Here is a 12,764-nt window from a genome sequence, read left to right as displayed (position 1 = left end):
CTTACCACTTGAGAAGGGTCCGAGACATTGCCGGATCCATCGGTCAGTGTCACGTCGAGGGTTTCGCCATTGACTTGCGGGGGCTTCAGCCCAACTGCGAAGTTGCCATCTGAGCCGACCGTACCTGTTCCGACGGTATTGCCTTGGGCATCCTTGATGGTAACCGTCGTGCCCGCTTCGCCTTTGCCAAAAACAGTCGCGCCATCAGGGGAAACACTTAAGTCCGTAGGAGCCGTAGGCGCTGTTGTATCACCACCATCGCCACCGCCGCCGCCACCACCGCCATCACGACTCAATATTGCAATAGCGGCACCGACACCCAACAGGCTCAAACCCCAGACCAACCAGTCTGGTGTACCGGTTCCCGCTTGCGCCGCCAGTGTCAGCTCTTCGAGAGAACTGATCTCACTGAAGGTGAAACCAGAGTAGGGAGATGAGTACTGGCCCAGGTACAACGTGCCGTCTTCATCTTCGAGGACCAGCTGACTCGTCGCGCCGTCCTCTCCCACTGCAAAGAAGTTTTGAATAGTAACGGTTTCGCCAGACTTAAGAGTAACCACCAAGTTCTTGCCCGACTGTTGCATCGATTGGACGCTAGCCGGGCTTATGGGGAGTTTTACAATACTGGTCTCATTAAGGGCGACGTTACCGAACGCATGTTCGGCTCCCGCCCCCGTCGACTTATCGACTATGACTATATTCTTCATTGCACACCTTTTTATTAAGCCAATTAAAACCAATAACAAAATCGAGTCGAACGGCAGCGCAGCCTCTTAATAAGAAGCTGAGCATTCGAATCCGCGAAGGTTATGTAAAAGTTTTAAATCAACGCACAGTGCTCAACCCACACCTGCGCGCTCACTGGGCGCCGGGTTTCGAGGCAGGCCAGCAAGATGGGAGTGGTGTTTGCACAAGGGAGTGACAGCGAAATACTGTAACAGCATCAAGCCGTAGAAGCGGCGCTTACGCAGAGGCTTGATCACCGTACACGCTCCATGTCCTTTTGCCCGAAACTGCCGGGGTGCGCATCCTTACGTTAAGCAAATCAAGCATGCCTATTAAAGATGCAAGATATCAGCGAATAACCGTCGTAACAGAGCACTCGCCCTTGTCAAGAACGGCTCGCTAGCAAGGATAATAGTCGCGCGGTCGATTTCCTTAAAGCGAAAAGTTCAACGCCAGACGCGCAAAATATACAGAGACACAGACAGTGATAGTTGGATGTTTTTCAAGGTATAACTTAATAATCGCGCATGATAATTTCATTATCATAGGATATTACGCAGCGTACATTGAGGTCATATCAAACACTTTTATAATGTGCAATTAGTAGGGGAAAACAGGCCTGTAACATTTTGTATTGTTTTTTATTTTTGCACTTACACATTGAAATTTATACATATTTATCCAGGAAGCTGGCAACTATCCGCTGAGCGTCCGGGGAATAAATAAAGGGGGGATGCGCGGCGATCATCCTGACGCCTCAGAGGCTATGGGAGCGTAACGGGCAGCGCGCTCCCATAGACGATAAACCTTACTGCCGAGCAGTGCCCACAGGCTCGCCGCTCATGCCCTCGATACGCGTCATCAGCACACTGACAAAATCTTCAAGACTCATTTTCTGGCCATTGAAATCCACTTGCCCGCCGCTGTAGTTGAGTGATGCAAGAATATTGTTGCCGTCGACTTTTGCCATACCTGTTTGCACCGCCATGACCCCGGCCATTTCACCGTTCATGCTTGCTGCTTCAGCGATCGCTTGAGAATCGGTCTGCCCGGCCAGTTGAGCTTGTGCGGCTGACAAGTCAGCGATCATGGGCTTGGACAGCTGAAGCTTGGCGTCCAGAACGGTCATCATCTGCTTGGCGATCTCGATGGGTGGCTGCTCAAACGAAGCCGGCTTGGCCAGACTTACCATGACGTTAAAGTGACTTTCTCCATTAACTGTTTTAAGCGTGAGGTCTTCTAGCGCCAGCTGAGGTTTTGCAGTCAGTAATTTTTCGACACCGGCTTGCATCAGGGTTTGTTCGGCCAACGTCAGAGGAGTTTCGGGCAAAGTGCCATCGGCTTGCGGCTGAAACTTGGTCTGATACAACTGCAACAGCGATTGCATGGCCGGAATGTCCAGGTTATTCGCCGTCATGACCATTTTCGCACTGCCCACCGGTTTACCGTCCAAGGTGATGTCGCCCACGTTATAGGCAAGGCGCCCGGACAGCAGGTTGCCGGTAGCAGACGCAGAGTCCGCATACTCGAAATCCTTGATCTTGAGCTCCGATTGCCGCTCTCCAAACGTCAACTGACCGTCACTCAGTTGAAGAACGTTCTGCCCGAGGTAGAAACCGTAAGTGCTTTTGTTCAGATCGCTGGCAATCGTCAGGCCGTTTAACTCAACCAGCACCGGTGGCTTGCCTGGTGTGTCGGCATGAACCTTGAGGTGTTCCATATAGCCTTTGGCTTTAAGGTTTTGACCATCGGCATCCATTTGGCCATCCATGATCATGCCCGAGAAGGTGAGGCTGGAGCTTTCATCCAGTTTGGCATCCAGTGGCAGCAACTCCATATGTCCAACCACAGAGCGGTCATAATTCAGGGTTGCCCGGCCGTTGAGAGGCGACTGGTCTTTGGCGGCCGCGAACCATTTCTCTACAGACGGCGTTTTCTCCAGCACATAGCTGCTACTCGCCATCACAGGTAGCCACTTGAAGGTCTTGATACGTGACCAGGGCAAGGGGCCATGCTCGAGTTCATCGACTATCAGTAATTCCAGCGGCTGGGCATCCGGGCCAGAGGCGTCGTCTTGTACGTTGACCCGATAGCGTGCCGTGCTGCTATAGAAATGACTCTCCAGTGAAACCAGCTCGACAGTACCGTGGACCGAGGTACCCTCCAGTTGCGATGCAAGCTCTTGATTGGCCTTCTGAATCGACGCCTGTAAAACGCTTTCAATTTTGGTCCCGGTGTACCACGCGCCAACCGTGCTTATAACGCCGACGACAACAACGATCCCTACCAATACGCCTAAAGGTTTTTTCATCAATTGACCCGTTCAATGTCCGTTCTGTTGAAAGATATGCGGTCTTTGCTGAACCCGTCATGGGCCGAAAAGTGGGTGCAGGTTAACACTGGCTGTTGGCCAGAGGCGGCGGTTGTATAGCGCAAGAATCGAGGGGGTATCAGGCGTACTGTTGCTCGATTTCGTCAAGCTGATGGTCAAAGCTCCTGAGGCTGGCACTCCATGTATAGACCAGCACTTCCAGGTCGTGATCCAGGCAGGTTTCCCCTACAGAATTAAACGTAACGTCTGAGTAGTCCAACTGATAACGCTCACGCGCCATTGCGGCGGCGACGTCGGAAAGCTCACGGGCGTTGTCGAGCCATTGGCGATCTTCGGAGGGCAACGCCTTATCGAGTTTCAGGCACTGGATTTTCAGGGCCTCGAGGCTTTTTTCCAGCGGGGTGCCCGTGAGCTCGCCCATGAACTCCTGGAAGGTACGGCCAGGCTGCCAGTAACTGCCCCAGAAATACCGGTCGAATACGGTTTCGACGCGACGCAGCGCAACTTTGGTATCCCAGATCATGACCCGCGTCCGGCCCTGGTCTACCTGACGCTTTTTGATTTGTCGGGTTTGCACCGAAGCCCAGGCCACGACCACGATAGCCAATACCGCAATCAACGCACTGGCGCTGTCGAGAAAGATCATTGCCTTGTCGATCTGGTGAGCCAGCATGATGCCGTAGAAGTAGGTCGCCGAGAGGAGCACCAGGGCGGCGACCGCACACCAGAAACCGGGAGCATAAGGGTTTTTCATTATTAGTATCCCCATCAAGCATTGCTTGCGCGATGGGAAGGGCCTGAGACCCGCACAGCCCTGAGCCATCGTTCCTGTACCGATAGCTCAAAGCATAGCAACGTCGTCAGGGTTTCGCGCTGACCGAGGGCGGCGTTCGTCCATTTTCCCAGCCGCCACCGAGGGCCAGGAACAAATCAATCTGGCCCATGGCAACTTGGGTGTTGGCAGTGGCGAGTTGTGCACGCATGTCGGTATAGGTGCGAGTAGCTTGCAGGTCGGCCAGAAACGATTCACGTCCCGCCAGGAAGAAGCGGTGAGTTTGATCGGCAGCCGTTTTGGCAGAAGCCTCAGCTTCAGCCAGTGCCTCACGCCGCTGGAGTAAAGCGGTGTATTGCACCAGGCTGGTCTGGGTTTCACGAATCGCGTTAAGCACAACGCCATCAAACCTGGCCAGCGCTCCCTGTGTCACCGCCTCGGCTTCACGAATACGCGCTCGCGAGCCATTTTTCGGGATCGTCCAGCTCAGCAATGGGCCAAAGCCCCAGTGGTTGGTGGGTGCAGTCCCCAGGTTGTCCAGGATACCGACCGTGCCAATGCTCGCACCGAAACTGATATCCGGGTAGAGCGCGCCGGTGGCCACACCGATTTCAGCGGTTGCCGCGGCCAGATGACGCTCGGCCTGGCGAATATCAGGGCGACGTTTTAACAGCGCAGCACCATCCCCCACGGGCAGCAATTGCGCGATATGTGGCAGCTCGGCGCAGGTGGCAACACCCGCCGGCAGTTGATCCAGCGGTTTAGCCAGTAGCATCGACAAACGGAACAGCCCGGATTGACGCAGGGCCTCGTAGCGCGGCAATTCAGCCCGCAGCGATCTGAATTGGGTTTCGGAGCGCGTCACCTGCGTTTCATCTCCCCGGCCGGCATCACGCAGACGCTGGGTCAAATCGGTGCTCTGTGCTTGAAGTTGCAGCGACTCTCTGGCGATTTCGTATTCTTCGTTCGCCGAGCATACTTGGGTGTATGCGCGCACCACATCAGCCACCAGTGTTATACGAGCGGTGTCTGCTGCAGCCTGAGTCGCATCGGCGTTGGCCTGCGCAGCTTCAATGCCCCGTTGCAGCGTACCCCACAAGTCGAACTGATAAGACGTGCTGATACCCAAATCGCCAACGTTTGCCACCGGCACTTTATCCGCCAACAGAAAAGCTTCGCCGGATTCTTGCAGACGCTGAGCGCCCGCCTTTACCGAGCCACTCCAGCCACCCGCCGATTGAGCCTGCTCAACCTGAGCCCGCGCTCGCAACAAATTGGCCGCAGCCACCCGTAAATCGGTGTTGGAAATCAGCGCCTGGTGCACCAGTTCATTGAGTTTCGGGTCCTGATAGAGCTTCCACCAGTCGGCGGGTACCGGGGCCGAAACCACATTGGCGCCTTCCGCGACCAGCTCATTCTGCAGATCGGGGCGTTGAATGGCGGCATCTTCGGGTAAGTGATAATCGGGGCCCAGTAACTGACAACCAGACAGCAGCACCCCCAGCCCTACAGCTGCCAGGTAAACGGCTTTCATGGTGTGCTCTCCTGGGCAGGCTTGTCGGAAGCAGAATCTTCGATGATCGACACCGTAGCAGTACGCCCGGCGATCATGCGGAAGTCCGCCGGGACATCATCGAACACAATGCGTACGGGAATCCGCTGCGCCAAGCGCACCCAACTGAACGCCGGGTTGACGTTGGGTAACAGGTTGCGACCACTGGTGCGGTCCCGGTCCTCGATACCCGCCACGATGCTATCGACATGGCCACGTAAACGAGCGTTGTCACCCATGACCCGAATATCAACACTCTGGCCTACATGGATACCACCCAGCTTGGTTTCTTCAAAATAGCCATCAATATGAAACGAGCTGCTGTCGACAACCGACAATACCGGCTGACCAGCGGTGACGAACTCATTGACCCGGGGCGCTCGATCGTTGACATAACCCTCTACCGGACTACGTACCACCGTACGGTCCAGGTTGAGCTGGGCACTGTCTACCGCAACTTCGGCTTCAGTCAGCGCTGCCTGGGCTCGCAACTCACGGGACTGGCTTTCTTCAAGCATCTCGCGGGAAACAAGGTTGCCCAAGCCCCGGTTGCGTCGATTTTCTCGCTGGGCCTGAGCCAGACTTTCCTTGCGATCAGCCACCGTCGCTTGAGCTTGGCGCAACGCCAGCTTGAACCGGTCCTGGTCGATGATAAATAGCACCTGATCCCGAACTACAGGCTGGTTGTCCCGCACCTCTACTTGCTTGATCAGGCCCGATACATCAGGGGCTATTTGCACCACATTGGCGCGTATATGTCCGTCCCGCGTCCATGGCGAAAACATGTAATACATCGTCATGCGCCAGACCACGACGCAGGCAAACGCTACCACCAGTAAGGTGAGAAGCACTCGGCCCAAGGTCAGTAAAGGTTTTTTCATGTCATCAGATATCGACTAAACGAATCCACAACGCCGAGAAGCAGAGCGTAGAGACCGACGTTGAACAAAGCCCGGTGCCAGACCAGGCGGTAAAAGTGCACGCGCGTAAGTAGCGCGTGAACCAGCAAAAAAAGGACGTACGTAATGCCCATCAGGACCAGTAAGGTGGGTAGAAAAACGCCACTGATATCTACCTCGCCGATCATAGCGGTGCTCCATCGATACTCTGGGACTGGGGCAGGTCGCCCTGATCAACGATAAACTCCACACCCGGCAAGATTGCCAAGCGCAAACCACTGAGGGCATGCAGCAAGTGCACCCGGGCGTCGCCTTCGTCTTGCAAGTCATGAACGTTCAGTGCCCGACGGGTGCGCTCCATCGTCATTTGCAAACCCATCGGCATTGGCAAACGCTCTCCCACCTTGAGGCAGGCCCTGAAGTATTCGCCCACTTCGTTGACGACTTGATCCAGCAACTGTTGCCGTTCTCCGCTGACGCGCGGTGAGTAAGCAAGCAGATCCAGAAGGTTTAGAGCCACGCGCAGCTCTCGCAGCGCCGTCCCCGTGTCTTGTCCAGTCATCGCCAGCCTCGGCAGGTGTTGCATCAAGCGATCCAGCATTTGCGCACCCATGTGCCGATGATCAGCAAGCGTCGCGGGCTGAGTCAGCGTGACGATGTCGCGCCAGCTAAAACGCGTCAGGCGCTTGGCTGCCAGCTCAGCGCCGAACGGGCGGGCAATCAACGTCCAGACGAAGGCAAACAGTAGCCCGATGGGGCCGGCCAGGTTGGCATTCATGAACATCATGAAGTCCGCGTCATAGGCACCTTGAATGCTGATAAACGACGCGGTGTTCACGATGGTCAGCAAGGTGCCTAAGTAAAAGCGCGGCTGCACAGTCAGCGTGCCGACACAGATAAACGGCACCGCAAAAGCCAGCACTAGCATCGGGAAGTCATGCAGGTTGGGAAGGATCACAAACAGGTACAAGCTGGCGAAAACCACCGACAGCGAGGTCCAGAAAAAGAAACGGTAGATTTGTGGTGCGGGGTCATCCATCGCTGCAAAAAAACTGCAGGCGACAGCAGCCAGAATCACCGCACTGGCACCGTCAGTCCAGCCGAGCAGGATCCACAACACCGACGCAACAACGATCGCGGTCACGGTTGAAAATGCCGAGTAGAACATCAAGCCACGATCGAGAAACGGCGTCAGCCGGCCCAGCCGCCAGTGTCGATAAACTGCACGCCAGATATCCTGACTCCCGGTCGATATAGCCTGCTGCAAGCTGCGGCAGTCTTGCCACAAATCAACCCACTCACCCAGCCGGTAAAGCACGTTGGAGAACACGAGCTGACGTCGATCGTCCAGTGCCTCTGCGCTCGGTTGCAGTTGCTCCAGCTCATGACGTAACGCTTTCCAGGACTCGACAGAGGCATCTGTTTTAGTGTTTTCGAGCCAGTCTCGTGTTTTCGCCAGCAGGGGCGTGATTTTCTCGATTCCCTCGGGAGTACGACGCTCCAGGGCATATAACGCATCGTCCAGCGCATCGATTACGGGTAGCAGATGGATCATTCTCCCGCGCAACTCTTTGGTGTTACGCACTGTTTGCGGCAGTGCACCTTCATGGGGAAGCTGGCCGATCATCATCTCCAGGCTGTTGAAGGTTGCCACCATCGAGGAGCGCAGAGCGCTGACCTTACCGGGCTCTACATCACGGGCCAGGAAGTGCTTGCTGTAATTGGATGCATCGTCGAACCACTTGGCTGCCGAATCAACAAACACAGGGGCCAGGCGACGCGGCCAGAACATGCTGCCCACCACTGCCGCGCAAACGATTCCCAGCATGATTTCTTCTGTTCGCGAGACTGCGATATCGAACACGTTCAGGGGGTTATCTACAATCGGCAAGGCGATCATCGGCATGGTGTAACCCGCGAGCATGAATACATAGCTGTTGGCAGTGCGCAGGTGTAACGAGAGAAACAGCAAAATCCCTGTCCAGAGCGCGATCACCAGCACCAGAAGAAACGGTGTTTGTACAAACATCGGAACAAAAAATACGGCTGCGGCCGCACCTATCAATGTCCCAAGCGCACGATAGACCGCTTTGGAACTGGTAGGTCCAACGAAGGGACTGGATACGATATAGACCGTAGCCATGGCCCAATAGGGACGCGGCATTTCCATCAACAGCGCGATGTACAACGCAATCATTGACGCTGCGAAAGTACGCAAGCCATAGAACCAGTCGCGGGCAGGCGGTACGCTGCTGAAAAAACCGTTCAAGAGGTTTCTCCATCACGCAATTGGCCAGCAGCCTCAAAAGCCTTGATCACGCGCAACGCCGCTTGTTGGTCCTCCAGCGAGACACCGGCCAGAGCCGCGCGCCTCAGTTGTACAAGTTGAGCCTCGATCGACTGAACCAATACTCGACCGGACTCGGTCAGACTCAGGGTCTTGGCCCTGCGATCACTGGCATCTGCACTACGTCGCACATAGCCCGCACTGCACAATTGATCGAGCAGGCGGACCAATGATGGACTTTCCATACCAGCAGCATGAGCCACAGTCACTTGACGCACGCCCTCACCCAGGCGGCCGATAATCAGTAACGGCATGGCGCAGGCTTCGGAAATCCCATAGTTGACCAGCGTGGTCTGACAGACGCGTCGCCAATGGCGAGTCGCGACCACCATCCCGGTGCTGATGCTCATTTGCAGTAGATCAAGTGTGTCAGGCAAGAGGTATCACATAATGTTAGTTTGCTAACTATTAATTTTGCGCGGCCCAATGATCTCAGTCAAGTGTTGCAAATTAATTCTTAGCGCCTGTGATCGGTTTTGTGCGCAACATCAAATTCAATTGGTCGACGACCTCGGCCCAGTCAGCATCTTCAAGAATCTCCTCGCGTAAAAAATCTGCCTGGCTTGGAGTCCAGAAAAAAGCTTTGTCCAGCCTCAGGTCAGCTTTGAGTGGTGAATGGGAAGAGACGAACTTCTCGATGTCAGCAGGTTCGGCTGGCAACCCCAGCTGTTTGAACAGCGCTGGGAGACTATGGATAGGCGCTTGCATGGAGTGGACTCCCGTCAGGTTCACGGCCTTTTGAACGGCACATCCATCCAATATAGTCGAGCCCGCGTACTACCGATGTGTATCGCTTTAGCTCCCCTGCATGGCAGGAGATTTGCCACTGGCAGATGAGAAAACTGATACCGAAAAAACTAGTGGCTAGTTGCAATCACTCTGTACTCAGTCACGCTAAACTATGCGTAACAAGGTTTGACAGGGATTGAGTCAGTACCTAGCTTGAATTGGATCCAACCCAATATGCTGCTTTTCTCCCGTGAGTAGTGCCGCCGTGGCCGCAAAACATAATCCTTTAAGTAACATCGAAGTACATGGCCCCATACCTGCCCATTTGGCCAGGTCGACCATTGAAGAAGCCCTGCGCAGTGCCATTCTTGATGGTCGTCTGGCCTGCGGCACAGCTATTCGACAGCAGGCATTAGCGAGTTTGTTTGGCGTCAGCCGCATGCCTGTCCGTGAGGCATTACGCCAACTTGAAGCTCAAGGTTTATTGAATGTCATACAACACAAGGGCGCCGTCGTAGCCCCCTTGATCGAAGACAATTCGCTGGAAACCTATGAGCTGCGGTTATTACTCGAGGCCCAGGCCTTGCGCATGTCACTGCCGTTGCTGAGTGAAGTGGACTTTGAAGACGCTGCTGGCTATATCGAAGCGCTTGAAGTGGAAAAGGATTTCAGCAAAATCGGCACACTCAACCGGCTTTTTCATCAGACGCTTTACCGCAAGGCGCCCAATAAAAAACTGCTGGCGTTGATCGAAGCAGGGCTCATCGAAGAAGAGCGTTTTCTGCGCTTCAACCTTGAACAGATGAGTCTGGGCAAATTGTGTCAGGACGATCATCGGGCACTGTTGCGTTACGCAAGGGCGAATGATGTTGAGTCGAGCGTCAAGGAGCTGGAACTCCATTTACAACGCGGGGTTCAGGCGATTACTTCCTTCCTCAACAGCCAGAAACAAAAACAGCCCGATCGTTGAAACGACAGGGCTGTTAATAAATCAATGAGCTGCGCAAAGACGTTTGCGCAGCTCACCTATCCGCGTATCAGATTTTGAAACTATCGACCAACTGTTTGAGGCGGCTGGCTTGCTGTGAGAGCGCATCGCAGTCTTTCAGGGTTTCGTTGAGATTCACCACGCCTTGCTGATTGAGCAGATTGATCTGGTTAATATCCACGTTGAGTGTTTCAACCACCGCCGTCTGTTCTTCCGTTGCGGCGGCAACTGACTGGTTCATCCCGTCAATTTCTTCAATACGCTGAGTCACGCTGATTAAACGGGCACCCGCCTGGTTCGCCACCTCAACACTTTCCTCACTGGAAGCCTGGCTGGCATTCATGGTGCTGACCGCTTCGCGAGAGCCCACTTGCAGCGAAGTGATCATTTTATGGATCTCTTCAGCCGACTCCTGAGTCCGATGAGCGAGGTTGCGCACCTCGTCTGCCACCACCGCAAACCCTCGACCCGCTTCACCGGCACGCGCGGCCTCAATAGCCGCGTTGAGGGCCAACAGGTTGGTTTGCTGAGAAATACCTTTGATAACATCGAGAATGTGACCAATGTTATCGGTGCTGGCATTCAGGATCTCGATCTGGGCACAGGACAAACTGATCTTCTGCGAAAGCTCAGTCATGGCCTGGATGGTCAGCTCAACGACTTTACGGCCATCATCTGCCTGTTCGCTCGCGCCGCTTGCATGCTGCGATGCATCGGCGGCGTTGCGGGCTATTTCCTGAGTAGCAGCTCCCAGCTCATTGATTGCTGCCGCAACACTGTTAGTGCGCGCACTTTGTTCATCCGACCCTGCAATCGATGCATTGGACGAGGTCATTACACGCTGGGACAAATCATGGACCTGACGAGTCGCGGAAGACACTTCAGAAATGGATGCGTGGATGCGTTCAACAAACTGGTTAAAGGCCCCGGCCAAATCACCAAACTCGTCCTTGCTCTCAATCGCCAAGCGACGCGTCAGGTCCCCTTCACCCTGGGCAATGTCATGCATGGCCCGACTCATAGTGTTCAATGGGCGCATCAATACCTGGATTAACAAACCAAGCAATGCCGCAATCGCGGCTACCGCAACCAACATGGCAATGACAGCAGATGTACGAAATTTAGACAGCGGCGCATAGGCCTTTTTCTTGTCCAGCGATTGGCCGATATACCAATCGGCCGATGGCAAACCTGTCACTGGCGTAAAGGACATAATCCGCTCATTACCATTGAGCGTTACATCCTGAATCCCTCTCTCAACACGCAGGGAACTGGATGGATAAATATCCTTCAGGTTCTTCATGACCTGATCTTTATCAGGGCTGACGATGACTTGGCCATCGCCACTGACCAAAAATGCGTATCCCAACCCACCCGAATCAACAGAGTTGATAATGCTGACCAGGCTGTCCAGGCTCAGATCACCTCCAGCCACACCCAATAGTTGACCATCTTTCTTGACCGGCATGGCAATCGTCACAATCAAACCACCTACAGCAGCCATGTAAGGCGGGGTCAGCATGGTCTGACCCGCACTCACCGCCTGCTTGTACCAAGGCCTCTGACGAGGGTCATAGCCTTCAGGCATTTTAGCGTCAGGTCGCTGAGTGAATACGCCATTGGCCTGGCCCACGTACGTGAACTGGAAGTTCGAGGTGAATGCCGGTTGATCGACCAGTCCAGGCAAATCAGCTTCGCTGCCTTGATGAGCCACGTTCTGCGCAAGGCTTTCCAATATCAGAATACGACCGCTCAACCAATTCTGAACGCTGCTGGCCGTCAGGTTGCCCGCTTGCTCCACCGACGACTCGATATTCTGCTTGATGGTATTTCGCTGCAGATAGTCGTTGTACAAAGTGAACAACGCGAACGCCAGAACTACGACGCCTGAAGCCGCCAGAAGAATTTTATGACTGAACTTGAGATTCATTGCATGGGACTTCTTATGCCAAAAGGAGGGATGCTTACGAAGGCGGCATTTCATATGTCAGCGCAGACATTTTTTCGAAGCCCTGCTACGAAATGCACACATTGTTCAACAGGCTGTCGGCAGCAATTACGGAAAAATTAGCCGCTTGTAGTGACAATTATTTTTATCCGACAAAAGCAGAGGTCGAGTGGCAGTCGCGTGATTCTTTCGGATAAAGGAAGGAGGGGGGGACAAATTTATGACGCGCAAAAACAAAACCCCTGTCTGCGTGAGCAGACAGGGGTTTTGGAATTTAATCTTGACGATGACCTACTCTCACATGGGGAAACCCCACACTACCATCGGCGATGCATCGTTTCACTACTGAGTTCGGGATGGGATCAGGTGGTTCCAATGCTCTATGGTCGTCAAGAAATTCTGTGACAGATCCGTTAGTGAAAACGTGTCTGTGAAAACTTGGGACTTCTATAAAAACAAAATCCCCGTCTG

11 protein-coding genes, 1 rRNA gene and 1 pseudogene are annotated in these 12,764 nt (G+C 54.2%); 1 reads left to right on the top strand and 12 read right to left on the bottom strand.

What is annotated here, in order from left to right:
• The 9 genes from AWM69_RS21755 to AWM69_RS21715 all read right to left on the bottom strand — a co-directional run.
• Nucleotides 1–707, bottom strand: a 707-nt coding sequence (locus AWM69_RS21755) for an Ig-like domain-containing protein (RefSeq protein ID WP_218728441.1), incomplete at its 3' end; no start/stop codon positions are given.
• An 827-nt stretch (nt 708–1,534) separates the two neighbouring features.
• The gene (locus AWM69_RS21750; RefSeq protein WP_218728439.1) at nt 1,535–3,037 is read right to left on the bottom strand and encodes a YdgA family protein; all 1,503 of its coding nucleotides are present in this window, start codon (nt 3,035–3,037) and stop codon (nt 1,535–1,537) included.
• A 139-nt stretch (nt 3,038–3,176) separates the two neighbouring features.
• Nucleotides 3,177–3,812: an NADH:ubiquinone oxidoreductase subunit N gene (locus AWM69_RS21745; RefSeq protein WP_218728437.1), complete on the bottom strand. Its 636-nt coding sequence runs from the start codon at nt 3,810–3,812 to the stop codon at nt 3,177–3,179.
• 106 nt (nt 3,813–3,918) lie between these two features.
• On the bottom strand, nt 3,919–5,364 hold the full coding sequence (locus AWM69_RS21740) for an efflux transporter outer membrane subunit (RefSeq protein WP_131654886.1): 1,446 nt from the start codon (nt 5,362–5,364) through the stop codon (nt 3,919–3,921).
• A complete protein-coding gene (locus AWM69_RS21735) occupies nt 5,361–6,263 on the bottom strand; it encodes an HlyD family secretion protein (RefSeq protein WP_218728435.1) in 903 nt (300 codons plus the stop codon). The genes AWM69_RS21740 and AWM69_RS21735 overlap by 4 nt, the downstream gene beginning before the upstream one ends.
• Nucleotides 6,260–6,469 carry a DUF1656 domain-containing protein gene (locus AWM69_RS21730; protein ID WP_131654888.1) on the bottom strand — a complete coding sequence of 70 codons (210 nt, stop codon included), beginning with the start codon at nt 6,467–6,469 and terminating at the stop codon, nt 6,260–6,262. Before AWM69_RS21730 ends, AWM69_RS21735 begins: the two co-directional genes overlap by 4 nt.
• Nucleotides 6,466–8,550 carry an FUSC family protein gene (locus AWM69_RS21725; protein WP_218728433.1) on the bottom strand — a complete coding sequence of 695 codons (2,085 nt, stop codon included), beginning with the start codon at nt 8,548–8,550 and terminating at the stop codon, nt 6,466–6,468. The genes AWM69_RS21730 and AWM69_RS21725 overlap by 4 nt, the downstream gene beginning before the upstream one ends.
• The gene (locus AWM69_RS21720; protein WP_131654890.1) at nt 8,547–8,978 is read right to left on the bottom strand and encodes a MarR family winged helix-turn-helix transcriptional regulator; all 432 of its coding nucleotides are present in this window, start codon (nt 8,976–8,978) and stop codon (nt 8,547–8,549) included. The genes AWM69_RS21725 and AWM69_RS21720 overlap by 4 nt, the downstream gene beginning before the upstream one ends.
• 100 nt (nt 8,979–9,078) lie before the next feature.
• Nucleotides 9,079–9,336, bottom strand: a complete 258-nt coding sequence (locus AWM69_RS21715) for a DUF2789 domain-containing protein (RefSeq protein ID WP_048384165.1) — start codon at nt 9,334–9,336, stop codon at nt 9,079–9,081.
• A 286-nt stretch (nt 9,337–9,622) separates the two neighbouring features.
• Here AWM69_RS21715 and AWM69_RS21710 point away from each other — a divergent pair, with 286 nt between their 5' ends.
• Complete coding sequence (locus tag AWM69_RS21710; RefSeq protein WP_218728432.1) at nt 9,623–10,327, top strand: GntR family transcriptional regulator; 705 nt, start codon at nt 9,623–9,625, stop codon at nt 10,325–10,327.
• Between the two features lie 67 nt (nt 10,328–10,394).
• On the opposite strand, the gene AWM69_RS23160 is transcribed toward AWM69_RS21710, so the two are convergent.
• From AWM69_RS23160 to rrf, 3 genes and pseudogenes are all read right to left on the bottom strand, one after another.
• The gene (locus AWM69_RS23160) at nt 10,395–11,180 is read right to left on the bottom strand and encodes a methyl-accepting chemotaxis protein (RefSeq protein WP_373274349.1); all 786 of its coding nucleotides are present in this window, start codon (nt 11,178–11,180) and stop codon (nt 10,395–10,397) included.
• A 69-nt stretch (nt 11,181–11,249) separates the two neighbouring features.
• A pseudogene (locus AWM69_RS23155) lies at nt 11,250–12,275 on the bottom strand (cache domain-containing protein); the annotation flags it as partial.
• Between the two features lie 296 nt (nt 12,276–12,571).
• Nucleotides 12,572–12,687: ribosomal RNA gene (gene rrf, locus AWM69_RS21700) — 5S ribosomal RNA — on the bottom strand.
• Between the last annotated feature and the right edge of the window lie 77 nt (nt 12,688–12,764).

Origin of the sequence: Pseudomonas sp. D1HM (genome assembly GCF_019266105.1) — a bacterium.
Classification (GTDB): Bacteria; Pseudomonadota; Gammaproteobacteria; order Pseudomonadales; family Pseudomonadaceae; genus Aquipseudomonas; species Aquipseudomonas taetrolens.
Note: the sequence above shows the minus strand (reverse complement) of the source record. Positions and strands in the feature narration are given on the sequence as shown.